Genomic DNA, 22,300 nt, shown 5'->3' with positions numbered 1-22,300 from the left:
GCACCACGACGACTACGAGAGGGAACCTTCTGATGCGCAACCGCATTGCGGCACTCCTCGCCGCGTTCGCCATCCCCCTGTTCGGCATGCTCGGCCTCGCCACCCCGGCCGCCGCCGCCGAGCTCGAGATCAACTATGTGAAGGACGTCGACTGGTACGCCGACAGCTCGAGAGAGTGCTGGAGCGCCCCCGCCGCCGCAGCCTGCATCCAGAGGAACGGCGACGACATCTGGATCAGGGACAACACCAACGAGGGAGCCTGGGTCCACGTCCATTGGTGGGATCTCGACGGCTCGCGCCACGGCACCTGCACCGACAACCTCGGCTCCTCCAAGGTCTGGACCATGTGCAACAAGGACTGGACCGACGGCCACGAGATCGCCTGGTACCTCGAGTACTACGACGACGGCCAATGGTGGTCCGGGTTCACCCAGACCACTGTGGTCTAGAACCGCACCGAACGCCTCTGGCGGTCCTTGCCGCGGCAAGGACCGCCAGAGGCGTTCGGCCGTCGGATAACGCGATCGGGCGGCGGCCGCGGGGCCGGAGCCGGCCTCCCGGGAGCGGGGGCGCGGGGATGCGCCGGCCGTCATGGCCTTCGACGTGTCCGAAGCGGGTCTGGTCCGGGGCCTCCCAGGCGTCGCGCGCGGCGACGATGTCCTCATGGGAGCGGCCGACGAAATTCCACCACATGACCAGCTCCTCGGCGAACGGCTCGCCGCCGAGGAGGAACACCGTGGCGCCCTCCTCCGAGGCCAGCGGGAGTTCGTCGCGGCCGGTGCCGAGGTACAGGAGCGGGCCGCGCTCGTGGGGCGTGCCGTCCACACGGAGTGCTCCGGCGAGGACGAGGACCGCGTGCTCGAAGTCGGGGCGCAGCGGCAGGACCGGGGACGCGCCGGGCGCGATCGTGATCTGGGCGCCGACGATCGGCGTGAAGACGGTCGCGGGCGAGGCCGCGCCGGCCAGCTCGCCGAGGGCCACGATGCCTTGCGCGCCTTCGATCGCGAACTCCGGGAGCTTGACGTGCTGCTCGAAGGACGGGGTGATGCCGTTGCCGCCGTCGGGGAGAGCGACCCACAACTGCAGGCCCTCGATGAGCGGCGCCTCGCCCAGGGAGAACTCGGAGTGCGCGATGCCGGGGCCGCTCGTCATGAGGTTGAGCTGGCCGGGCCGCAGCACGACGTCCGAGCCGAGGCTGTCGCGGTGGCGGATCTCGCCCCGGATCGGCCAGGTGACGGTCTGGAGGCCGGAGTGCGGGTGGGGGAGGACCTGCATGTCGGTGTGCTCGGGCCCGAACTGGTCGAGGAAGCACCAGGCGCCGACCGTGGGGATCTCGCGCTGCGGCAGGGTGCGGCTGACGTGCATCGCGCGGACGCCGCCGAGCGGCACGTCCCGCGCCTCGAGGAGTGTGGACTCCGGCCCTGCGGGGTCGGAGGACCGGCAGGGCGCTTCCGCGGGGCGGACCTCGAGATTGCTCACGCGGTCACCTTAGCGCGGGCGGCGGGCGCCGGGCCCGCTCCGCGCTCACGCTCGTGGCGAAGGAATATATATCGGCAACGAGGCATGCCGCCTCGGTCAGCCGGCGTCGCTCGGCGCCTTGGCGGGAACGGCGGCGACGCCGTTGAGGAACAGCTCCAGCCAGCGTTCGCGGGCCTTGGGCGGCTGGTCGACCGGGACGGTGGCGAAGAGCAGGAAGAAGTCCTCGACGTTCAGATCGTCCCGCAAAGCGCCGGACCGTTTGCCCGCCTTGATGATCCGCTCCATGGCGGCCGTGCCGCGCTCGATGGGGCGGGCGATGTCGTACTGCGCGCCGAGTGCCCGCGCGGCTGCTTTGGCGGCCTGGTCGCTGGCGCCGAGCTCGACGGTGCTGAGGAGGAAGTGCCGGAACTCGTGCAGGGCGTCCGCGCCGGCCTCCATGCGGTCGGCCGTGGCCTCGACCTCGGTCATGATCCACTCGACGTGCGCTTCGACGACCGCCGCGACCAGGGCGTCCTTGGTGGGGAAGTGGCGGTAGAGGGTGCCGACGGCGACCCCGGCCTCCTCGGCGATGGCCTCCATGCGGACCTCGGGGCCGTGGGCGATGATCTGCCGGTCCGCGGCCTCAAGGATCTTGGAGCGGTTGCGCGCGGCGTCGGCGCGCAGGGGGCGTTCCGCATACATCCCGTCTCCTCTCGTTCGGACCGCATCGTATGGCATCGCGGCCCGAGACGCGCGCCGAGAAGTTTGCAATAACCTGAATCATGGTTCATGATGAAGGTGAACCGGAATTCAGCTTATCTCGCGGACGGGCCCCTCGGCCCGGCGCGGAACAGGAGACACCGATGAGCAGCAGGCAGTGGACCGTCGCCGACATCCCTGACCAGACCGGCCGCACCGTCGTCGTCACCGGCGCCAACAGCGGCCTCGGCATCGAGACCGCCCGCGCGCTGGCCGGGAAGGGCGCGCACGTGATCATGACCTCCCGCTCGGAGGCCAAGGGCCGCAAGGCGATAGAGGACATCAAGGCCGGCTTCCCGCGCGCCGGTCTGGAGCTGCGGACGCTGGATCTGGAGGACCTCGACTCGGTGACCGAGTTCGCGGACCGGCTCATCGCCGACCGCGACCGGCTCGACCTGCTGATCAACAATGCCGGCGTCATGGCCCCGCCGCGCTCGCTGAGCCCGCAGGGCCACGAGCGCCAGTTCGCCACGAACCACCTCGGGCACTTCGCCCTCACCGGGCGGCTCCTGGGCCTGCTCGAGGCCGGGCGCGACCCGCGCGTCGTCACCGTCTCCTCGCTGGCCCACCGGACAGGGAAGATCTATTTCGACGACCTGGACGGCGCCAAGAACTACCGAGCGGTCTACTTCTACTCCCAGTCGAAGTTCGCCAACGCGCTCTTCGGCATCGAGCTCGACCGGCGCCTCCGCGCGGCCGGCAGCCCGGTCCGGAGTCTGCTGGCGCACCCGGGCTTCTCCGCGACCCGGCTCGTGGCGAACGGCATGAACGCCCCGCTGCGGCTCGTCACGAACCTGATCATGCCGTTCGTGACCCAGTCGCAGGCGGACGGCGCGCTGCCGCAGCTCCGCGCGGCCACGGACCCGAACGCCCAGAGCGGCGAGTACTACGGCCCCGCCGGGAAGCGCGAGCGCAAGGGCCCGCCGGTCGTCGTGGACACGATCCCCGAAGCGAAGGACCCGGCCCTCGCGGCCCGGCTCTGGACACTCTCGGAGGAGCTGACCGGAGTGAAGTTCGCCCTCGCGGCGGCGTAGCGGCTTAAGGGGCGGTCTCGTCGAGGTGCTTGATGATGCGCTCGGCGAGGTCGCCGAGGGTGTCGAACTCCTCGGGGGAGACCGCGTCGAGGACGAGGCGGCGGACGGCGGCCACGTGCTTGGGGGCGGCCGCCTCGATCGTCTCGCGGCCCTGGGCGGTGATCGTGACGAAGGCGCCGCGGCCGTCCTCGGCGCACTCCTCGCGGGCGACGAGGCCGCGCTTGATCATGCGGCCGATCTGGTGCGAGAGGCGGCTCTGCTCGAACTCGATGGCCTTGGCCAGCTCCTGGAAGCGCAGGCGGCCGGCGGGCTCGTCGGTGAGGGCCACGAGGATCGCGAAGTCGGGGCCGGAAAGCTTCGCGTTCGATTGCAGCTCGCTGCCGAGGCGGGCGGTGAGCTTCTGGTTCAGCCGGATGAAGGCGCGCCAGGAACGCTGCTCGCGCGGGCTCAGCCACTGGGTCTCGTCGTTCATGATGCCTTCATCCTACCTGGTCCTTGACACATCATCTATCATGTGCCGCGGACTCGGGTCCTCACGAGGCGAGGGCCCGGAAGTGCCATCCGGGCACAATCAGACCACTATGGACGACCGGGAGCGAGTCTGATCCCGGCGCTCAGGGGTGCTTGAGCGAACGGCCCTCGACGACCAGATCCTGGTACTCGGGGTGCCGCTCGATCCAGCCCGCGTAGAACGGGCAGAGCGGCCGCACCCGCTCGCCGCGCGCCCGCGCCTCGTCCAGCGAGTGCCGCGCCAGCACCGAGGCCGCGCCAGTGCCCTTCGCCGCGTGGAACACCTCGGTGTGGGTGAAGGTGATGATCCCCTCGCGGCGCACGTAATCGGCGAAGCCGATGAGCACCCCGTCCCGGTGGACCTCGTAGCGGCTCCGGTCCGGTGCGTCGGTCACGTCCACGTCCCTGCCTCCTTCTGCCTCCCGCCAAGCATGGCCCGCCCGGCCGCCAGCGTCCACCGAACCTGGAGTCTTAGCGGTGCCGCCGGAATCGTGGAATCCTGGGGCGAAACGGGATCGAGAGCGGGAGGCCCCCACGATGGCGAACGAGCAGTACCGGATCCGCGCCCTGCCGGTGGGCACCGGCGCGACCGGGACGCGGATCGAGACCGACTCGATGGGCTCCGTCGAAGTCCCCGCCGAGCACTACTGGGGCGCGCAGACCCAACGCTCCCTCCACCACTTCGCGATCGGCGAGGACCGGATGCCGACGGCCGTGTACCGGGCGTTCGGCCGGGTCAAGGAGGCGGCGGCGCTCGTGAACGCCTCGCACGGCCTGCTCGACCCGTCGCTGGCCGAGGCGATCGTCGTCGCGGCGGGCGAGGTCGTCTCGGGCGACCTCGACGCGGAGTTCCCGCTCTCGGTGTGGCAGACCGGGTCCGGCACGCAGACGAACATGAACGTCAACGAGGTCATCGCCAACCGCGCCAACCAGCTCCTCGGCGGCGAGATCGGCTCGAAGGCCCCGGTGCACCCCAACGACCACGTGAACCTCAGCCAGTCCTCCAACGACACCTTCCCCACGGCGATGCACCTCGCGACGCTGCTGGCCCTGCGCGACCGCACGCTGCCGCAGCTCGACGCCCTGACCGCCGCGATCCGCTTCAAGGCCGAGCAGTGGGTCGACGTGGTGAAGATCGGCCGCACCCACCTCCAGGACGCCACGCCGCTGACGGTGGGCCAGGAATGGTCCGGCTGGGCCGCGCAGCTCCGCGATGCCCGTGTGCGCCTTGAGGACTCGCTCTCGAGCATCTGCGGCCTCGCCGCGGGCGGCACCGCGGTCGGCACGGGCATCAACGCCCCGGAGGACTTCGGCGAGGCCATCGCGGCGAAGCTCGCGGAACTGACCGGCCTGCCGCTGGTGACCGCGCCGAACAAGTTCGCGGCCCAGGCGTCGCTGGACGGGATGGTCGCGGTGAGCGCGGGCCTGCGCGGCGTCGCGGTCGCATTGATGAAGGTGGCCAACGACATGCGCTGGCTGGCCTCTGGCCCGCGCGCGGGCCTCGCGGAGCTGCGCCTGCCCGCGAACGAGCCGGGCTCCTCGATCATGCCGGGCAAGGTGAACCCGACGCAGCAGGAGGCGACGCTCATGGTGTGCCTGCAGGTGATCGGCGAGGACTCCATTGTGGCCGCCGCCGGGGCGCAGGGGCATTTCGAGCTGAACACCATGCGGCCGGTCGTGATCGCGAACGTCCTCCACTCCGCCCGCATCCTCGGCGACGCCGCCGAGAAGCTCAAGGACTTCAGTGTCGAAGGGACGCAACTCGATCGGGCGAAGATCGCCGAGCACGTGGACCGCTCGCTCATGCTGGTGACCGCTCTGAGCCCGCACATCGGCTACGACAAGGCGACCGCGATCGCCCACAAGGCCGACGAGGAGGGCTCCACCTTGCGTGAGGCCGCGCTGGCCCTGGGCGTGAGCGCGGCGGACTTCGACCGCATCGTCGACCCCGCGACGATGGTCGGCGACCCGCGGAAGGACCTCGGCCTCGAACCGGGCCGGTGAGACCGGGCACGATCGGCGCGGATCGTGAAACATCCGCGGCCGCGCGGGCGTTGCGCGGCATATGAGGACTCCGCACCGCCTCCGGCTCTCGCTGCTCGACCGCGCCGTCATCGCCGAGGGCGAGACGCCGGCCGAGACGCTGCGTGACGTCGTGGGCAACGCCAAGCAGGCCGAGGACCTGGGCTTCCACCGCTACTGGGTGGCCGAGCACCACAGCGTGCCCGGCATCGCCGGTTCGGCGCCCACCGTCCTGGCGGCGGCGGTCGCGGCGGCGACCTCGCGGATCAGGGTCGGCACGGGGGGCGTGATGCTCCCCAACCACCGGCCGCTCGTGGTCGCCGAGCAGTTCGGGGTCCTGGAGTCGCTGTTCGAAGGCCGCATCGACATGGGCCTGGGGCGCACCCTCGGGTTCGTCCCGGCCGTCCGGGAAGCGCTGGGCCACGACCTGGACGAGGCCGACGACTTCGACGCGCTCCTGACCGAACTCCTCGGCTACTTCACCGGCGAGCAGCGGACCCACCCCGGCGTGCACGCGCGGCCCGGCGAAGGCCTGCGGCCCGAGCCGTTCGTCCTGGCGGTCGGCTCCGGCGGCGAGTACGCCGCCAAGCACGGCGTCGGCCTGGTCATCGCCCCGTCCAAGGGGCTCAAGGCGACACGCGCCAAGATCGACGACTACCGGCGCGACTTCCGGCCTTCGGCGTGGCGGTCCGAACCGTACGTCGTCGTGGCCCAGACCGTCGCGGTCGCCGAGACCCGCGAAGCGGCCGAGGACCTGCTGCTCCCCGAATTCTGGTCGACGGCGTTGTCCCGCACCAGAGGCGAATTCCGCCCCCTGCGGCCCCCGGCCGAGATCAGGGCGGCCGCGAAGACCAGCCGCGAATCCAAGCACCTCGAACAAGGGCTCACGGGCGCGATCTACGGCACTGCGGACGAGGTGGCCCCGCGTCTGGCCGACCTCGTCGAGGCCACCGGCGCGGACGAACTCCTCATCGGCACCTCGTCCTACGACCGCAGGGCCCTCTTCGACTCCCAACGCCGCCTCGCCGACCTCGCCGGCCTCTGACAGCGCCGAGGGTCCTACCTGGGCCCGCTTGGCAGAATGAGCGCCATGGACATAACTGAAGCAACGGCTCAGGCGAATCGGCTTGCGGACCTCTTCGACCAGCTCAACGAGGCGGACGGCCAGCGGCCCTGGTCGGGCCTGGACATCGCGCTCGGGTTCGTCGGCGACGTAGGCGATCTCATGCGGCAAGTCCAGGTCGCCGAGGGCATCCGCTCCTACCCCGGCGGGCGGGCAGCGCTCGAGCACGAGCTCGCCGACTGCCTATGGTCGGTGCTGATGCTCGCCGACCGCTACGGCGTCGACCTCGAGTCGGCGTTCGCGAACACCATGGCCCAGATGGAGACTCGGATCGTGGCTCGAATCGCCGCGAAGACCGAAGCGGCGTAAGCGCAAGAGCGGTCCGAGTCGGATCGACTCGGGCCTGCTCCGGCTCCCTGCGCTCAGACGCTGCCGCAGGTCCGGCATTCGCCTTGCCTGCGTTGGTGGTAGGCCATCGCCGCGACGAACAGGGCCGCGCCCCACACCACCCACAGCGTCTCCGGCAGCTCCAGCGGCCAGGTCTCGGCCGTCACGCCGCCTCGCGCCAGCACCACCCGGATGTACATCCCGCCCGCCGAGGCGACCAGGACCGAGACCAGCGTCGCGGGGACGACCGCGAGCATCGGCGGGACCCGCTTGCCGCGCAGGCCGATCATCCACCTGGGGAAGACTTCGCCCCACCGCTGGATCAGCCCCAGCGTGAGCACCGCCCCGATCCCGCCCAGCGTCGCCAGCGCCGCCCCGGCCAGCCATAGCCCTTCTTCCTTGCCCTCGGCGTAGAACTCGGGGTCGATGCCGAGGCTCAGTCCGAGCGCCCAGGCCCAGCGGGTGACGGCGTAGACGAACGGGATCGCGAAGGCCGTCCACGTGGCCGGGCGGGCCCAGCGCTGGAGCGCCGAGGGGCGCTCGTCCTCGGTGCGGCCGCAGTCGCCGCAGGCGCCGGTCGTCTTGCGGCGGTAGGCGGTCGCGGTGAGGCCCCAGACGATTCCGGCGAGCAGGAGCAGCAGCAGGTTCAGGCGTTCGGGGTGGTAGAGGTCGCCGAACCCGGCGTTCTCGGGCCATCCGAAGAACGTCTTGGCGATGAGGAAGACCGGCGTGTACGCGACGACCACGAGGGTCCGGTAGTCCTGGACGACGACCGCCAGGCCGACGGCCGTCGTCCAGGCGAAGGCCGGGAGGAGCCACCGGGCGATCCCCGCGCGGTAGGCGCGGGCCATGAGGGCGCCCGCCGCCGCGCCGAGCGCGCTCAGTGCGGCGATGATCGGGCCCGCGACGGCCGGGGTCGCGTGGGCCAGCAGTGAGACCTTGAAGGCGAAGTCGGGCTCGGCCATGAGTTCTTCGTCGCCGACGCCGAACGGGAAGCCCGCGCCGCCGAGGGCCCAGAAGAGTCCGAGCGCACCGTACAGGAGCGAGAAGGCGGCGGCCGCGTAGCCGATCCAGTGGTGCCAGTTCCGCTGGCGCCGTTGCGTTCGCATGAGTTCCGTGGTCATGCCCTCAATCGTCGGGGCGGGGCGGCGCCGCGCCCATGTGCCGAATCGGCCTTTCCCGCGGGATCCGCGGGCGCGAATGTGCCGAATGGCCTATCGGCCGCACGGAGGCGGCCCGCTGCGCGGAATAATGGGCGGCGGACATGACGGACCGAGAGGGAGGAGCACCGGAGATGATTCGCAGGTTGCAGGCGGTCGCGTTGGACTGCCCGGACCCGGTACGGCTCGCCGAGTTCTACGCGGCACTGCTCGGCGGGAAGGTCGAGACGGACCCGGACGACCTGGAGTGGGTGGAGGTGAAGGGGTTCGAGGGGACGCCGCTGGCCTTCCAGCGGGTGGAGGACTACCGGCCGCCGGAGTGGCCCGGGCAGCGTTCGCCGCAGCAGGTGCACCTGGACTTCGACGTGGACGATCTGGAGGCGGACGAGCAGCGGGTGCTGGAGCTCGGCGCGACCGTGCTGGAGCGCACCGACCAGTTGCGCCCGGGGGCGAACTGGCGCGTCTACGCCGACCCGGCCGGGCACCCCTTCTGTCTCTGCCTCCACTGAGGCACCCGGCGTGAGCGACTCCGCCGCGGGCGGCGCATAGGCTTTCGTTCATGAACAGCGTGCGCGTCCCCGTGGCGGTGCTCGGTGCGCTCGCGCTCGGGTACGGGCTGCTGTGGCTGCGTCCTTCGCCTGCGGCCCAAGCCATCGGGGTGGGCACCGCCTGCCTGCTGCTCGTGGCGCTCGCCTGCTGGTGGCCGGTGCTGCGCCGCTTCGTGCCCGCCGTCGCACTGCTCGCGGCGGCCGGGTCGCTCGCCTCCACGGTGCTCGTGCGGTTCGAGTTCCCGGGCGGTCAGCCCGAACCCGTTGGGGCGACCGGGGTCTGGATGCTCGTCGAGTCGGCGGCGCTGACGCTCTTGGTCTACGTGACGGTGCGCTGGTCGGAGCGGACGGCCGGCACGTTCGCCGCGTTCGCTCCCGCGCTCGCGACCGCCCTGGTGTGGCAGCGGTTCGCACTGGAGGGCTCGCCGATCGGCGTCGCCGCGGTGAGCGGGGCCTGGCTGCTCCCCGCTGCGGGTGCGGCATTCGTTGCGGCGTATCTGCGTCGGCTCGCGTCCGGACGTCGCCGCGCGGTCCAGGACGCCCGGCGCGAGCAGCGCCTGGACCTGGCGAACGACCTCCACGACTTCGTCGCGCACGACATCAGCGAGATCGTCGCCCAGGCCCAGGCGGGCCGTATCGTGTTCGGTGCGGACCGGCCGGAGCTCGCGAAGCTGCTGGAGCGCATCGAGACCGCCGGAGTGCGCGCCCTCGGCTCGATGGACCGGACACTCGCGCTCCTGCGCGACCCCGGGGAGGCGGCCCGCACTCCCGTGGGCGGCGTGGACGACCTCGCGGCGCTCGTGGAGCGGTTCAACGAGGGCGGCGGTCCGCGGGCCGTGCTCGACCTGCGTTGCGCCGCAGCGGTGCCGCGCGAGACCGGTGCGGTCGCGCACCGGGCGGTGACCGAAGCGCTCACGAACGTGCGCCGCCATGCGCCCACGGCCGCAACGGTGTCGATCGAACTCACCGAAGTGGACGGATCGCTGCTCCTGCGCATCGAGGACGACGGCCGAGGCGCTCCGAAGCCTTCCTCCCGCGACTCCTCGGGCCTCGGCCTCGCCGGGATGGCCGAGCGGGCCGAAAGCCTCGGCGGGCACTTCGAGGCCGGCCCCCGCGAACCCGAAGGCTGGCGCATCACGCTGCGACTGCCGTTGCACGACAATCAGATCGAAGGAGCGTCGCCGTGACCATCCGGGTCCTCGTCGCCGACGACCAGGAGGGCATCCGCGAGGCCTTCCGCATGGTGATCGACGCGCAGCCCGACATGCGCGTGGTCGCCGAGGCCGCCGACGGCAAGAGCGCCCTCGCGCAGGCAGAGCTGCTGCGCCCGGACGTGGTCCTCGCCGACATCCGCATGCCCGTGATGGACGGCCTCGAACTGACCCGCCGCCTCGCCGGGCCGGCGGCCGCCGACCCGCTGAAGGTGGTCGTCGTGACCACGTTCGACCTCGACGAGTACGTGTACCCCGCCCTGCGCGACGGCGCGTGCGGCTACCTCCTCAAGCGCTCAGGCCCGAACCTCGTCATCGAGGCGATCCGCGCGGCCGTCTCCGGCGAGACCCTGATCAGCCCGCAGATCACGGTCAAGCTGCTGCGCAAGATGATCCCGCCCCAGGCCCCGACCGGGACGGGGGAGGCGCTGAGCGAGCGGGAGCTCGAGCTCGTGCGCCTCGTCGCCCGCGGGCGCACCAACGCCGAGATCGCGGAGGAGCTGTTCATCAGCGCGGGCACCGTCAAGAACCACCTCGCGAACGTGCAGCGGCGCCTCGGCGTGCGCAACCGGGTCGAGATCGCCGCGTGGGCCTGGTCGACCGGGCAGGTCTCGGCCTGAGACCGGTGCGGGCGCACTCCTCAAAACCGCGACCTCGTTCCCCACTGGATCCCGAATTGGCTTACGCTGTCGGCATTTACCCGGAGGAGGGCCGATGGCGCGAGCGTCACGGACGCAAGAAGTGGTCGAACAGGTCCTCGACGCCATCATCGACGGCAAGCTGCGGCCCGGCGAACCGCTGCCGCCAGAGGGGGTGCTCGCCGAGGAGCTCCACGTCTCGCGGCTCACCCTGCGCGAGGCCGTGCGGCTGCTGCAGGCGCAGGGCGTCATCGTCCAGGTGCCCGGCCGCCGCCACCGGGTCGCACCCGTCGCGCAGTGGACCGGCCTCGAGGCCGTCGTGCGGCACGCCCGGAGCGCGGGGGAGCGGAAACGGTCCTCGCTCGAACTGCTCGAAGTGCGCATGATGATCGAGACCGGCGCCGCCCAGCTCGCCGCCGAGCGCCGCACCGAAACCGACCTCGACGCGATGCGCGACCTGATCGAGCGCATGAAGACCGCCCACGCGAAGACCGACGTGGCCGCGTTCGTGGCCGCCGACCTCGAGTTCCACGACGTGATCCTCCGCGCCGCCGACAACCGCATCCTCGTGGCGGCCCTCCTGCCGCTCACCGCGATGCTCGCCGAGACCCGCAGCGAGACCAGCGCGGTGTCCGAGATCCGCGAGCACGCCATCGCCGAGCACACCGCGATCGTGGCCGCGCTGGCCTCCGGCGACCGCCTCGCCGCCCGGGACGCCATGGCCAGCCACATGGACCAGACCCGCGGTGACCTGCTGGAATACGTGCACTCCCGCCGTTAGCGGCCCGCTCCCGAACACCGCGATTTGACGATCGCGAATTTCCGAGGCAGGATATCTGATATCTGATACCTCGGGTTTCCGAGAGCGAACGAAGGAGTTCACGTGGACGTCGAGACGCTGCTCGCCTCCGTGCCGGCACCCGCCGCGGCCACCGCCGCCGACGTGCGCGCCGCCTACGATCACGCCTCCGTCCTCGTGGTCCTCGACGACGACCCCACCGGCACCCAGTCCGTCGCCGGCCTCCCGGTCCTCACCCGCTGGGAACCCGCCGACCTCGACTGGGCTCTTGCCACCGGCGCCGCGGCCGTCTACGTCCTCACCAACACCCGCTCCCTCGACCCCGACACCGCCGCGCAGCGCAACCGCGAGGTCGCCGCCGCCGCGCTGGCCGCCGCCGAGCGCGCGGGCAAGCGCCTCACCTTCGTCTCCCGCTCCGACTCGACCCTCCGCGGGCACTTCCCGCTGGAGACCGACGTCCTCGCCGAGGCCATCGCCGCCCACGGCGGCACCCGCCCCGCGCTCACCCTCCTAATCCCCGCCTTCCCCGACGCCGGGCGCATCACCCTCGACTCGGTCCACTACTGGGTCGTCGACGGCGAGGCCACCCCCGTCGGCGTGACCCCGTTCGCGCAGGACGCCACCTTCGGCTTCACCTCCTCCGACCTGCGCGGCTGGGTCGAGGAGAAGACCGGCGGCACGATCCCCGCGAGCGAGGTCGCCGCGCTGACCGTGTCGATCATCCGCCGCGGCGCCGCCGCCGTCACTGATTTCCTTCGCGCCCTTGGCAAAGGCACCGTCGTCGCCGTCGACGTCCTGGACGAGACCGACATGCGCATCGTCGCCCTCGCCCTCCACCGCCTCGAACGCGAAGGCGTCCAGGCCCTCCTGCGCGTCGGCCCGCCCTACGTGCGCGCCCACATCGGACAGGACATCGCCGCCCCGGTCACCAAGGACCGCATCGACTTCGCCAACGAACGCGGCGGCCTCGTCGTCGTCGGCAGCCACGTGCCGCTCACGACCGCGCAACTCGCCGCACTCCGCGAAGCCAGGCCCGGCACCGCCACGATCGAACTCGACGTGCGGCAGCTGATCGACGACCGCCGCGACGCCCACCTCGCGGCCCAGGCCGCCGCCGTCGCCGCGGCCCTCGCGGACGGCACCGTCATCGTCCACACCACCCGCGAACTCGTGACCGGCCGCGACGGCGACGAAAGCCTCGCCATCGCCCGCCAGGTCTCCAGCGGCGTCGTCGAACTCGTCGCCCGCGTCCTCGAACTCGCCCCGCCCCGCTTCGTGATCGCCAAGGGCGGCATCACCTCCAGCGACACCGCCTCCGAAGCGCTCCGCATCCGGCGCGCCCGCGTCATCGGCCCCATGCTCCCGGGCATCGTCTCCCTGTGGCAGCCCGAGGACGGCCCGGCGCGCGGCATCCCCTACATCGTCTTCGCGGGGAACGTCGGGTCCACCGACTCCCTCGCGCAAGTGGTCGACGTGCTCGGCGAGGCTTCCGAGCCGAGCCTGCACGACTGACCAACCGTCCCCGATCGATTGGAACAACAATGAACAGCAACGTCGCTGTCATCGGCCTCGGCGCGATGGGCCTGCCCATGGCCGCGCGCCTGGCCGAGCGCTTCGAAGTCCGCGGCTTCGACATCGCGGCCGAACGCCTCGCGCTCGCCGCCGACCAAGGGGTCGCGCCCGCCGTCACGGCCGCCGAGGCCGTGACCGGCGCCGGGACCGTGCTCGTCGCCGTCCGCACCGGCGAGCAGCTCGACACCCTCCTCTACGGCTCCGGCAACGGCCTCAACGACAGCGCCCTCAACGACAGCGCCCTGAACGACACCGGCATCGCCGTCCACCTCGAACCCGGCGCCGTCGTCGTCCTCACCAGCACCGTCGGCACCGACGGTATCGCCGAGACCGCCGAACGCCTCGCCGAGCAGGACGTCCACCTCGTCGACGCCCCGCTCTCCGGCGGGCCCGTGCGCGCCCGCGAAGGCGACCTCCTCATCGTCGTCGGCGCCGCACCCGCCGCCGTCGAGAAGGTCAAGCCGGTCCTCACACAGCTGTCCTCCACACTGTCCATCGTGGGCGACCGCCCCGGGGACGGCCAGGCGCTCAAGACCGTCAACCAGCTCCTGTGCGGCGTCCACATCGCCGCAGCCGCCGAAGCGCTCGCCCTCGCCGACGCCCTCGGGCTCGACCGCGAACGTACCCTCGGAGCGCTCACCGCCGGAGCCGCGAACTCGTTCATGCTCGGCAACCGCGGCCCCCGCGCGCTCCAGGCCTACGACGAAGGCGGCGCCGAAGTCCTCAGCCGCCTCGACATCTTCGTCAAGGACCTCGGCATCGTCGGCAAGGCCGCCCGCAACGCGCACCTCGCCGCGCCCGTCGCGGCCGCCGCTGAGCAGCTGTTCCTCCTCGGCGAAGCCCAAGGCCTCGGCGCCCTCGACGACTCCGCGGTCATCCGCGTCGTCGCTCCGCAGCTCCGCGCCAAGGAGCAGTAACCATGGGATTCACACTGCCGCTCCCCGCCCTCATCCTCGTCGGACTCGCGGGCGTCGTGCTCCTGCTCGTACTCGTCATCAAATGCAAGATGCAGGCGTTCTACGCCCTCATCATCACCTCGATCGCCGTCGGCATCGGCGCGGGCCTCCCGCTCACCACGATCCCGGCGCAAGGCGACGAACCCGAGAAACTCGGCGTCATCCAGGCGATCATCGCCGGCGTCGGCGGCACCCTCGGATCCGTCGCCGTCCTCGTCGCCCTCGGCTCGATGCTCGGAAAGATCATCGAGATCTCCGGCGGCGCCGACGCGCTCGCCGGGAAGTTCACGAGCTGGCTGGGCCCCAAGCGGGTCGGCGTCGCGCTCACCGCGGCCGCCGCGATCCTCGCCATCCCCGTGTTCTTCGACGCCGGGTTCATCATCCTGATCCCGATCATCTACGCCTTCTCCAAGGCCGCCGGGCTCAACCCGATCAAGTTCGGGCTGCCCGTCGCCGGCGTCATGCTCGCCGTGCACGTGGCCGTGCCGCCGCACCCGGGCATCGTCGGCGGCGCGGCCGTCCTCGGCGCCGACGTCGGCTGGATCACGATCCTCTCGCTCGCCGTCTCGGTCCCGCTCGCGATCGCCGCGTACTTCCTCGGCAAGCTCTTCAACCGCCGCGAGTACTCGATGATCGCCGCCACCAAGGCCATGTTCGACGGCTTCGGCCAAGACGACGGCCCCAAGAACGGCACCCTCGGCGACGGCGAGAAGGCCCCCGGCGCCGGGACCATCATCGGGATCATCGTGCTCCCGCTGGCGCTCATCATGGTCGGCACCACCATCGCCCCCGAGTTCGCCGAAGGCACCTTCTGGAACGGCCTCCTCTCGATGATCGGCCAGCCGATCTTCGCGCTGGCCGTCGCCATCGGCGCCGCGATGTTCGCCCTCGGCGTGCGCCGCGGCTGGTCCGCCGCGAAGCTCGGCGAGGTCATGGAGTCCGCGCTGCCCGCGGCGGCCGTCATCATCCTGGTGACCGGTGCCGGCGGCGGTTTCGGCAAGGTGCTCACCGAATCCGGCATCGGCGCGGCGGTCGCCGAGAGCCTCGCGGACGCCGGGATCCCGGTCCTGCTCGCGGTCTTCCTCATCTCGCTGATCCTGCGCGCCGCGCAGGGCTCGGCGACGGTGGCGATCACGACCGCCGCCGGGCTCATGCTCCCGGCCGTGCAGGCGCTCGGCCTCGACGCCGTGCACCTCGCGCTCGTCGCGCTCGCGATCGGCTACGGCGCCTTGGGCCTCAGCCACGTGAACGACTCGGGATTCTGGATCGTGACCCGCTATCTCGGGCTCTCGGTCAAGGACGGCCTCAGGGTCTGGACGCCGCTGACCACGGCGCTCGGCCTCCTCGGGTTCCTGATCACGGCGGGTCTGTACGTGCTCATCCCGTCGGGCTGATCAGGCGCGAGCCTCCCGGCCCGATCGGGTCAAGACAGGGCCGGGAGGCTCGCGATCACCGCCGCGGTGACCTCGTCCGGGGTCGCCTTCCCGCCGACGTCGCGGGTCCGGATCCCTTGGGCCGCGGCCGCTTCGATCGCGGCCTCGTCCTCTGCCCCCGTATGCATCGCCTATGGACGAAGGACCGCCGGGCCCGGTGCGGGGCCCGGCGGTCCTTCCGCTCGCTACGACCAGACCGAGTAGCTGTTGGTGGTGAAGTTGTAGCCTCCGGCCGACGAGGTGATCTCGAAGCCGAACGCGATCTCGCCGATGGTGACGCGGGGCATGCGGCCCTGGGCGACCAGCCACTGGGCGTGCGCGGTGATGTCGACCCAGGAGTTGGTCGACTGCGAGCGGGCCAGGAAGCTGTAGACGGCGTTCGATCCGTTGCTGCCCTGGTAGAACGCCCAGTTCTGGCTGCCGAGGTTGACGTCGGTGACGTAGGAGCCGATCGGGCCCACGGCGCCGTAGTACTGCGTCCAGATCATGATCTCGTAGTCGTGATCGTTGCCCCACACGTCGTAGGTGGTGCAGTAGGCCAGGTTGTTGCCGCTGGGGACGGTGACGTTGGCGTTGCTGGAGACGTTGCCCATGTTCCACACGTCGCGGCCGAGCTGGTAGGCGACGTGGGGGTAGGACTTGACGCCGCCGGTGTTGGGGTGGTCGGCATAGACGCCCCAGTTGGAGTAGGAGTTCGCCCAGGCGGACTGGAAGCCGGCGCCGCTGCCCCAGACGTGGTTGTTGACGGTGTACGCGCCGTCGGTCCACTTGCCCCAGTCGTCTTCGGTGTACCAGGTGGCGGCCTGTGCAGGGGACTGGAGGGCGCCGACGGCGCCGGCGGTGGCGAGGGGTGCGGCCAGTGCCGCGGTGAGGAGCGATCTGCGTCGCATGGAGGTCTCGACTTTCCCGAAGGCCCGGCCGGGCGGCTCAGACATTCGTAGATTTACGAAGTTCTATGTTTGATTAGATCATGCAACAAACCCGAAGTCCATACCCCCTCATGTCCGGCAAATCTGCGACCCGTGGGGATCCGATGCCGTGTGCGAGTCGGTGGCGCGCGTCTCGTCTGGCGACCTGATGCCATGGCCGCGAACGGGATCGGGGCACAGCCGACCGGCCCGTGCTTGATTCCATCGGTGAACAAAGGGGGCGGCCCGGGGTGCGACGATCTTTAGAAACATCGAAGGAATTGACTACATCGATGGGGGTTGTTACCCTTCACATCAGCATTTCCACTGGAAGAACTCTTGGAGCGTCAATGTCGACACCACCCTCACGGCTCACCCGCCGCGGCCTCATCGCGGCCGCGGCGGCCCTCCCGGCCGCCGCGCTGCTCCCGGCATCGCCCGCGGCGGCCCAGACCGCCTACACCGGCTACCTCATGGCCCACTTCATCGGCGAGGGCACCGGCGGCGAGCAGATCTACCTCGCCCACTCCGACAACGGCCTCAACTGGACCGACCTCAACCGCGGCCAGATCGTGCTGCGCACCCCGATCGGCACCAAGGGCGTCCGCGACCCCGTCATCGTCCGCAACCCGGCGGGCAACCGCTACTGGATCGTCGCCACCGACCTCCACATCGGATCGGGCACGTCCTGGGCCGACGCCGCCAACAACGGCAGCCGCAACCTCGTCGTCTGGGAGTCCACCGACCTCGTCAACTGGTCGATCCCGTGGCTGCTGCCCGTCGCCGCGTCCATCGGCGACGCCGGGGACGCCTGGGCCCCCGAGGCCATCTGGGACGCCGCCGCCGGGAACTTCCTCGTCTACTGGGCCACCAACTCGACCCTCAACGGCGTCAAGAAGCACCGCATCTGGAGCGTCCGCACCACCGACTTCCGCAGCATCACCGCCCCGCAGACCTACATCAACCTCGCCGGCTCCGAAGGGCTCATCGACACCCAGATCATCGAGGCCAACACCGGCGGCTACCGCTACTACCGCGCCTCCAAGACCACCCAGATCGTCATCGAGGGCAGCAACTCCCTGACCGGCACCTGGACGCGCCTCGGCGACCTCTCGGGCCTCACCGGCGGCGGCGTCGAAGGCCCCATGTGGGCGAAGTTCAACGACCGCAGCGAATGGGCGCTGTGGCTCGACCAGTACGCCACCGGCCGCGGCTACATGCCCGTCCTCACCACCAACCCCGCCGCGGTCTCCGGCTACCGCACCACCTCGGGCTACAGCCTCGGCTCCAACCTGAAGCGGCACGGGTCGATCCTCAACCTCACCCAGGCCGAGGAGACGCGGGTCCTCGCCCGCTACCAGAACCCCGTGTTCAACCGGCTGCAGTCCTACAACTACCAGGACCGCTATGTGCGCCACTACAACTTCGACGTGCGCATCGACCCGGGCGTGAGCCCCGTCCAGGACTCCCAGTTCCGGCTCGTCCCCGGCCTGGCCTCCTCGAGCGCCGTCTCCTTCGAGTCCGTGAACTACCCCGGGCGCTTCCTGCGGCACGTCGACTACGACTTCGTGCTGGCCCCGAGGGAATCGGGCGGCACGTTCAACGCCGACGCCACCTTCAACCGCGTCGCCGGGCTCGCCGACTCCTCCTGGAGCTCGTTCACCTCCTACAACTACCCGACCCGCTACATCCGCCACTACGCGTACGCGCTGCGCCTCGACCCCGTCAGCACCACCCAGGAACGGGCCGACGCCACCTTCCGCGTCACCACCTGACCGATCCGCACTTGACCGAGCCGCCCGGCGCGGGCCCCACCCCCGCGCCGGGCCCCCTTCCCCTTTGGAGACCCGCATGTCCCTCGTCAGTCGCCGCCGCCTCATCCAAGCCGCGGGCGCCGCGGCCGTGGCCACCGCCGCCCCCGGCATCGGCGGTGCCCCCGCGCACGCGGCGCTCGCTCCCGCCCGGCCCGACATCGGCGCCGCCGCCAGCGAATTCGCCCTCGGCCAAGTCACCCTGAACGCGGGCCGCTGGCTCGACAACCAGAACCGCACCCTCGCCTACCTGCGCTTCATCGACGTCAACCGCCTGCTCTACAACTTCCGCGCCACCCACAAGCTCTCCACCGCCGGCGCGGCCCCGAACGGCGGCTGGGACGCCCCCGACTTCCCGTTCCGCACCCACATGCAGGGCCACTTCCTCACCGCCTGGGCCCAGGCCTGGGCCGTGCTCGGCGACACCGCCTGCCGCGACAAGGCCAACACCATGGTCGCCGAACTCGCCAAGTGCCAGAACAACAACGGCGCCGCCGGATTCGCCGCCGGATACCTCAGCGGCTTCCCCGAGTCCAACTTCGACGCTCTCGAGAACGGCACCAATGGAGACGTCCTCTACTACGTCATCCACAAGACCCTCGCCGGACTCCTCGACGTGTGGCGGCTCATGGGCTCCACGCAGGCCCGCGACGTGCTCCTCGGCCTCGCCGGATGGGTGGACGCCCGCACCGCGCGACTCTCCACCGCCCAGATGCAGAACGTGCTGCGCATCGAGTTCGGCGGTATGAACACCGTCCTCGCCGACCTCTACCAGCAGACGGGCACCGAGCGCTGGCTCACGGCGGCGAAGCGGTTCGACCACGCGGCGGTCTTCGACCCGCTCGCGAACAACCAGGACCAGTTGAACGGCCTGCATGCGAACACCCAGGTGCCCAAGATGATCGGCGCCGCCCGCGAGTACAAGGCCACCGGCACCACCCGCTACCGCGACATCGCCCGGAACTTCTGGAACATCGTGGTCGGCGCCCACACCTACGTGATCGGCGGCAACAGCGAAGCCGAGCACTTCCGTGCCCCGAACGCCATCGCCAGGTACCTGGACACCGACACGTGCGAGGGCTGCAACACCTACAACATGCTCCGCCTCACCCGCGAGCTGTGGCTCCTCGACCCGAACAACGCCGCCTACTTCGACTACTACGAGCGGGCCCTGCTCAACCACCTCATCGGCTGGCAGAACCCGGCTGATCCGCACGGGCACATCACCTACTTCACGTCGCTGAACCCCGGCGGCCGCCGCGGCGTCGGCCCGGCCTGGGGCGGCGGCACCTGGAGCACGGACTACAACTCGTTCTGGTGCTGCCAGGGCACGGGCCTCGAGACGTTCACGAAGCTCATGGACTCGGTGTACTTCCGGTCCGACACGACCCTGTACGTCAACCTGTTCACGCCCTCCCGCCTGGACTGGACCGAGCGCGGCATCACCGTCGTCCAGTCCACGTCGTACCCGGTGAGCGACACGACCACGCTCACCGTCACCGGCAGCGCGAGCGGTTCGTGGACGATGCGCATCCGCATCCCCGCATGGACCGAAGGGGCCGTGATCAGCGTCAACGGCCAAGCCCAGTCCATCGCCGCGACCCCTGGCACCTACGCGGTCCTGACCCGCTCGTGGACCTCGGGCGACACCGTCACCGTGAAACTCCCGATGAGCGTGCGGATGCGGGCGGCCAACGACGACGAGAACGTCGCCGCGGCGGTCTACGGGCCCACGGTCCTCTCCGGGAACTACGGCAACACGACCCTCGGCACCCTGCCCTCCCTCGACGTGGACTCGATCCAGCGGACCAGTGCCTCCGCGCTCGCGTTCACCGCCACCGCCGACGGCGCGACGGTGAACCTCGGCCCGTTCTACGACGCCCACGGCCACAACTACACCGTCTACTGGAACGCCGGCGGCGAAGGCGGATCGACCTCGGCACCCTCGTTCAAGCTCTACAACGCCAATTCGAACCTCGTGCTCGGCGTGCAGGACATGTCCACGGCGGCAGGCGGTTTCGCGCTGCAGTGGAACGACACGGGCACCGCCGACCACCAGTGGGAGATCGTGGCCTCAGGCTCGAACGTGAAGCTCCGCAACCGCAACTCGGGCCTGGTGCTCGGCGTGCAGGACATGTCGACCGCCGACAACGCCCGCGTGCTGCAATGGGGCGACAGCGGCACCGCCGACCACCTCTGGACCATCGTCGACAACGGCGACGGCCGGCACAGGATCCGCAACGCGCACACTGCGAAGCTCCTGGCGATCCTCAACGCCTCGACCGCCGCCGGGGGCCAGGCCGTGCAGGACTCCGACAACGGGACCGCCGACAACCTCTGGCGCTTCGTGCCCGACGGGGCCCGCCGCATCCAGAACGTCAACAGCGGCCTGGTCATCGGCGTACAGAACATGTCCACCGCCAACGGCGGCCTCGCCGTCCAGTGGGGGAGCACCGGCACGGCCGACCACTTCTGGACCGCGATCCGCGACGGCGACCACTTCAAACTGCGCAACGGCAACAGCGGCAAGGTCCTCGGCGTCGAGAACGCCTCCACCGCCGCGGGCGCCCGCGTCCTGCAGTGGGACGACAACGGCACGAACGATCACCGCTGGCGCCTGCGCTACGCCTCGAACGACGCCTTCCGCATCCAGTGCGCCAACGGGGGCAAGGTCCTCGGCGTGCAGAACGCCTCGAAGTCCCAAGGCGCCCAGATCGTGACCTGGGACGACAACGGCACCGCCGACCACCTCTGGAGGTTCGTCTAGGACGTCTTCGGCCTGCGGGCCGCGGGGGAGCACAGCAGCGCCACCGCGACGAGCACGAGCACGACGTAGAACGCGTTCCGCAGGCCCACGTTCTCGCCCAGCAGGCCGATGAGCGGCGGCCCGATCAGGAAGGCGCAGTAGCCGACCGTGGCGACCACGGCGACGTTCGCGGTGGCCTTCTCCGGGTCGTCCGCCGCGGCGGACATGCCCACCGGGAAGCCGAGCGACGCGCCCACGCCCCACAGGACCGTGCCGACGATCGCCACGGGCGCGGTCGGGCCGAGGATCACCAGCAGCAGGCCCACCAGGGCCAGCAGCGCCGACCCGGCCAGGACCGGCACGCGCCCGAACCGGTCGAGGAACACGCCGCCGGAGAAGCGGCCCACGGTCATCGCGGTGACGAATACGGCGAAGACCGCCGCGCCGCCCGGGTTGGTGAGGCCGTAGCCGTCGACCATGGCGAGGCCGAGCCAGTCGTTCGCGGTCCCCTCGGTGAACGCCATGCCCAGGATGATGAGGCCGATGAGCAGCACGCGAACATCGGTCCACGCCGCCAGGCGGGTGCGCCACCCGGCGCGCTCGCCCGGCACGGCCTCGCGCGGCTCCTCCGCCGGCTGCAGGAACCGCACCACGTACACCGAGGCGAGGAGGACCGCGACGCCCACCGCGGTCAAGTGCACCCCGGCGGCGACCCCGAGCTGCTCGGTGAGGGCACCCAGGCCAGCGCCGAGCATCGTGCCGACGCTGAAGCCCGCGTGGAACGCCGGCATCAGGGTCTTCCCGATGCGCCGCTCGTTGGCCGCGCCGGAGAGGTTCATCGCCACGTCGAGCACCGAGTTGCCCGCGCCGAGGACCATCAGGGCCGCGAACAGCGCCCAGTAGGACGGCGCGAACCCGGCGATGAGCCCGATCGCGACCAGCCCCACGGCCGTCAACCCGAGGAACCAGCGGATCGCCGCCGTCGCCCCCAGATGTGCGACCACATGCCCCGAGGCGATGAGCCCGAGCATCGCCCCGGCCGAGAGCCCGAGGATGAGCACGCCCATCTCCTGCGTGGTCGCGCCGAGGAGGTCGCGCATGTTCGGGACGCGCGCGGCCCAGTTGGCGAACACGAACCCGGAGAGCGCGAAGACCGCGAACACGGCGTTGCGCCAGTGCACGAGCGCGGGATCGGTGCGGGCGGGCAGGGCGGTGCTGGTCACGGCGTTCCAATCGGGCGACGGCGCGGACCCGCCTCCGGTGGCGGGCCCCGGCCACCAGTCTG

The 22,300-nt window shown here is 71.0% G+C and carries 22 protein-coding genes; 14 read left to right on the top strand and 8 right to left on the bottom strand.

Annotation, left to right across the window (positions count from 1 at the left end):
- Nucleotides 1-32: 32 nt before the first annotated feature.
- Nucleotides 33-449, top strand: a complete 417-nt coding sequence (locus O2L01_RS02035; RefSeq protein WP_270119956.1) for a hypothetical protein — start codon at nucleotides 33-35, stop codon at nucleotides 447-449.
- Here the strand turns inward: O2L01_RS02035 and O2L01_RS02030 are convergent.
- Together O2L01_RS02030 and O2L01_RS02025 are read right to left on the bottom strand one after the other, a co-directional pair.
- The gene (locus tag O2L01_RS02030) at nucleotides 427-1,479 is read right to left on the bottom strand and encodes a pirin family protein (RefSeq protein WP_270119955.1); all 1,053 of its coding nucleotides are present in this window, start codon (nucleotides 1,477-1,479) and stop codon (nucleotides 427-429) included. The two genes, O2L01_RS02035 and O2L01_RS02030, sit on opposite strands and share 23 nt — an antisense overlap.
- 96 nt (nucleotides 1,480-1,575) lie before the next feature.
- Nucleotides 1,576-2,160 carry a TetR/AcrR family transcriptional regulator gene (locus O2L01_RS02025; RefSeq protein WP_270119954.1) on the bottom strand — a complete coding sequence of 195 codons (585 nt, stop codon included), beginning with the start codon at nucleotides 2,158-2,160 and terminating at the stop codon, nucleotides 1,576-1,578.
- A 161-nt stretch (nucleotides 2,161-2,321) separates the two neighbouring features.
- Between O2L01_RS02025 and O2L01_RS02020 the strand changes: the two genes are divergently transcribed.
- Nucleotides 2,322-3,251 carry an oxidoreductase gene (locus tag O2L01_RS02020; protein WP_270119952.1) on the top strand — a complete coding sequence of 310 codons (930 nt, stop codon included), beginning with the start codon at nucleotides 2,322-2,324 and terminating at the stop codon, nucleotides 3,249-3,251.
- A 4-nt stretch (nucleotides 3,252-3,255) separates the two neighbouring features.
- Here O2L01_RS02020 and O2L01_RS02015 read toward each other — a convergent pair whose 3' ends face one another.
- Both O2L01_RS02015 and O2L01_RS02010 read right to left on the bottom strand, forming a co-directional pair.
- Nucleotides 3,256-3,723 carry a MarR family winged helix-turn-helix transcriptional regulator gene (locus tag O2L01_RS02015; protein WP_270119948.1) on the bottom strand — a complete coding sequence of 156 codons (468 nt, stop codon included), beginning with the start codon at nucleotides 3,721-3,723 and terminating at the stop codon, nucleotides 3,256-3,258.
- Between the two features lie 142 nt (nucleotides 3,724-3,865).
- A complete protein-coding gene (locus O2L01_RS02010; RefSeq protein ID WP_270119946.1) occupies nucleotides 3,866-4,162 on the bottom strand; it encodes a GNAT family N-acetyltransferase in 297 nt (98 codons plus the stop codon).
- Nucleotides 4,163-4,298: 136 nt separating this feature from the next.
- On the opposite strand from O2L01_RS02010, the gene O2L01_RS02005 reads away from it, so the two are divergent.
- The 3 genes from O2L01_RS02005 (at nucleotide 4,299) to O2L01_RS01995 (ending at nucleotide 7,215) form a co-directional block, all read left to right on the top strand.
- Entirely contained in the window at nucleotides 4,299-5,765 is a 1,467-nt protein-coding gene (locus O2L01_RS02005) for a class II fumarate hydratase (protein WP_270119944.1), read from the top strand.
- 61 nt (nucleotides 5,766-5,826) lie between these two features.
- Complete coding sequence (locus O2L01_RS02000) at nucleotides 5,827-6,828, top strand: MsnO8 family LLM class oxidoreductase (RefSeq protein ID WP_270119942.1); 1,002 nt, start codon at nucleotides 5,827-5,829, stop codon at nucleotides 6,826-6,828.
- A 45-nt stretch (nucleotides 6,829-6,873) separates the two neighbouring features.
- Complete coding sequence (locus tag O2L01_RS01995) at nucleotides 6,874-7,215, top strand: MazG nucleotide pyrophosphohydrolase domain-containing protein (protein ID WP_270119941.1); 342 nt, start codon at nucleotides 6,874-6,876, stop codon at nucleotides 7,213-7,215.
- Nucleotides 7,216-7,268: 53 nt separating this feature from the next.
- Here the strand turns inward: O2L01_RS01995 and O2L01_RS01990 are convergent, their stop codons facing one another.
- Nucleotides 7,269-8,357, bottom strand: coding sequence for a hypothetical protein (locus O2L01_RS01990; protein ID WP_270119940.1), 1,089 nt, complete (start codon nucleotides 8,355-8,357; stop codon nucleotides 7,269-7,271).
- A gap of 170 nt (nucleotides 8,358-8,527) precedes the next feature.
- Here O2L01_RS01990 and O2L01_RS01985 point away from each other — a divergent pair, with 170 nt between their 5' ends.
- From O2L01_RS01985 to O2L01_RS01955, 7 genes are all read left to right on the top strand, one after another.
- A complete protein-coding gene (locus tag O2L01_RS01985) occupies nucleotides 8,528-8,902 on the top strand; it encodes a VOC family protein (protein ID WP_270119938.1) in 375 nt (124 codons plus the stop codon).
- A 50-nt stretch (nucleotides 8,903-8,952) separates the two neighbouring features.
- On the top strand, nucleotides 8,953-10,128 hold the full coding sequence (locus O2L01_RS01980; RefSeq protein ID WP_270119936.1) for a sensor histidine kinase: 1,176 nt from the start codon (nucleotides 8,953-8,955) through the stop codon (nucleotides 10,126-10,128).
- 53 nt (nucleotides 10,129-10,181) lie between these two features.
- The gene (locus O2L01_RS01975) at nucleotides 10,182-10,772 is read left to right on the top strand and encodes a LuxR C-terminal-related transcriptional regulator (RefSeq protein WP_374727697.1); all 591 of its coding nucleotides are present in this window, start codon (nucleotides 10,182-10,184) and stop codon (nucleotides 10,770-10,772) included.
- A 94-nt stretch (nucleotides 10,773-10,866) separates the two neighbouring features.
- Entirely contained in the window at nucleotides 10,867-11,571 is a 705-nt protein-coding gene (locus O2L01_RS01970; RefSeq protein ID WP_270119931.1) for a FadR/GntR family transcriptional regulator, read from the top strand.
- Nucleotides 11,572-11,673: 102 nt separating this feature from the next.
- A complete protein-coding gene (locus O2L01_RS01965) occupies nucleotides 11,674-13,101 on the top strand; it encodes a four-carbon acid sugar kinase family protein (RefSeq protein WP_270119927.1) in 1,428 nt (475 codons plus the stop codon).
- A gap of 29 nt (nucleotides 13,102-13,130) precedes the next feature.
- Nucleotides 13,131-14,078 (top strand): NAD(P)-dependent oxidoreductase, encoded by a 948-nt coding sequence (locus O2L01_RS01960; RefSeq protein WP_270119925.1) that lies wholly within the window; start codon nucleotides 13,131-13,133, stop codon nucleotides 14,076-14,078.
- A 2-nt stretch (nucleotides 14,079-14,080) separates the two neighbouring features.
- Nucleotides 14,081-15,511, top strand: coding sequence for a GntP family transporter (locus tag O2L01_RS01955; protein WP_270119923.1), 1,431 nt, complete (start codon nucleotides 14,081-14,083; stop codon nucleotides 15,509-15,511).
- A gap of 29 nt (nucleotides 15,512-15,540) precedes the next feature.
- Here O2L01_RS01955 and O2L01_RS01950 read toward each other — a convergent pair whose 3' ends face one another.
- On the bottom strand, nucleotides 15,541-15,678 hold the full coding sequence (locus O2L01_RS01950) for a hypothetical protein (protein WP_270119921.1): 138 nt from the start codon (nucleotides 15,676-15,678) through the stop codon (nucleotides 15,541-15,543).
- A gap of 57 nt (nucleotides 15,679-15,735) precedes the next feature.
- On the bottom strand, nucleotides 15,736-16,440 hold the full coding sequence (locus O2L01_RS01945; RefSeq protein WP_270119919.1) for a GH12 family glycosyl hydrolase domain-containing protein: 705 nt from the start codon (nucleotides 16,438-16,440) through the stop codon (nucleotides 15,736-15,738).
- A gap of 368 nt (nucleotides 16,441-16,808) precedes the next feature.
- Between O2L01_RS01945 and O2L01_RS01940 the strand changes: the two genes are divergently transcribed.
- Together O2L01_RS01940 and O2L01_RS01935 are read left to right on the top strand one after the other, a co-directional pair.
- Nucleotides 16,809-18,233 carry a glycoside hydrolase family 43 protein gene (locus O2L01_RS01940; protein ID WP_270119917.1) on the top strand — a complete coding sequence of 475 codons (1,425 nt, stop codon included), beginning with the start codon at nucleotides 16,809-16,811 and terminating at the stop codon, nucleotides 18,231-18,233.
- Between the two features lie 76 nt (nucleotides 18,234-18,309).
- On the top strand, nucleotides 18,310-21,036 hold the full coding sequence (locus O2L01_RS01935) for a beta-L-arabinofuranosidase domain-containing protein (RefSeq protein WP_270119915.1): 2,727 nt from the start codon (nucleotides 18,310-18,312) through the stop codon (nucleotides 21,034-21,036).
- Here O2L01_RS01935 and O2L01_RS01930 read toward each other — a convergent pair.
- Nucleotides 21,033-22,238, bottom strand: a complete 1,206-nt coding sequence (locus tag O2L01_RS01930) for an MFS transporter (protein WP_270119914.1) — start codon at nucleotides 22,236-22,238, stop codon at nucleotides 21,033-21,035. The genes O2L01_RS01935 and O2L01_RS01930 overlap by 4 nt on opposite strands.
- Between the last annotated feature and the right edge of the window lie 62 nt (nucleotides 22,239-22,300).

Origin of the sequence: Glycomyces lechevalierae (genome assembly GCF_027622945.1) — a bacterium.
Taxonomy (GTDB): Bacteria; Actinomycetota; Actinomycetes; order Mycobacteriales; family Micromonosporaceae; genus Glycomyces; species Glycomyces rutgersensis.
Note: the sequence above shows the minus strand (reverse complement) of the source record. Positions and strands in the feature narration are given on the sequence as shown.

Bases quoted from the DNA above. Each gene is read 5' to 3' on its own strand.
- O2L01_RS02035 (WP_270119956.1), top strand. From the start codon at position 33: ATGCGCAACCGCATTGCGGCACTCCTCGCCGCGTTCGCCATCCCCCTG.
- O2L01_RS02025 (WP_270119954.1), bottom strand. From the start codon at position 2,160: ATGTATGCGGAACGCCCCCTGCGCGCCGACGCCGCGCGCAACCGCTCC.
- O2L01_RS02020 (WP_270119952.1), top strand. From the start codon at position 2,322: ATGAGCAGCAGGCAGTGGACCGTCGCCGACATCCCTGACCAGACCGGC.
- O2L01_RS02015 (WP_270119948.1), bottom strand. From the start codon at position 3,723: ATGAACGACGAGACCCAGTGGCTGAGCCCGCGCGAGCAGCGTTCCTGG.
- O2L01_RS02005 (WP_270119944.1), top strand. From the start codon at position 4,299: ATGGCGAACGAGCAGTACCGGATCCGCGCCCTGCCGGTGGGCACCGGC.
- O2L01_RS02000 (WP_270119942.1), top strand. From the start codon at position 5,827: ATGAGGACTCCGCACCGCCTCCGGCTCTCGCTGCTCGACCGCGCCGTC.
- O2L01_RS01995 (WP_270119941.1), top strand. From the start codon at position 6,874: ATGGACATAACTGAAGCAACGGCTCAGGCGAATCGGCTTGCGGACCTC.
- O2L01_RS01990 (WP_270119940.1), bottom strand. From the start codon at position 8,357: ATGACCACGGAACTCATGCGAACGCAACGGCGCCAGCGGAACTGGCAC.
- O2L01_RS01985 (WP_270119938.1), top strand. From the start codon at position 8,528: ATGATTCGCAGGTTGCAGGCGGTCGCGTTGGACTGCCCGGACCCGGTA.
- O2L01_RS01980 (WP_270119936.1), top strand. From the start codon at position 8,953: ATGAACAGCGTGCGCGTCCCCGTGGCGGTGCTCGGTGCGCTCGCGCTC.
- O2L01_RS01975 (WP_374727697.1), top strand. From the start codon at position 10,182: ATGGTGATCGACGCGCAGCCCGACATGCGCGTGGTCGCCGAGGCCGCC.
- O2L01_RS01970 (WP_270119931.1), top strand. From the start codon at position 10,867: ATGGCGCGAGCGTCACGGACGCAAGAAGTGGTCGAACAGGTCCTCGAC.
- O2L01_RS01960 (WP_270119925.1), top strand. From the start codon at position 13,131: ATGAACAGCAACGTCGCTGTCATCGGCCTCGGCGCGATGGGCCTGCCC.
- O2L01_RS01955 (WP_270119923.1), top strand. From the start codon at position 14,081: ATGGGATTCACACTGCCGCTCCCCGCCCTCATCCTCGTCGGACTCGCG.
- O2L01_RS01950 (WP_270119921.1), bottom strand. From the start codon at position 15,678: ATGCATACGGGGGCAGAGGACGAGGCCGCGATCGAAGCGGCCGCGGCC.
- O2L01_RS01945 (WP_270119919.1), bottom strand. From the start codon at position 16,440: ATGCGACGCAGATCGCTCCTCACCGCGGCACTGGCCGCACCCCTCGCC.
- O2L01_RS01940 (WP_270119917.1), top strand. From the start codon at position 16,809: ATGTCGACACCACCCTCACGGCTCACCCGCCGCGGCCTCATCGCGGCC.
- O2L01_RS01935 (WP_270119915.1), top strand. From the start codon at position 18,310: ATGTCCCTCGTCAGTCGCCGCCGCCTCATCCAAGCCGCGGGCGCCGCG.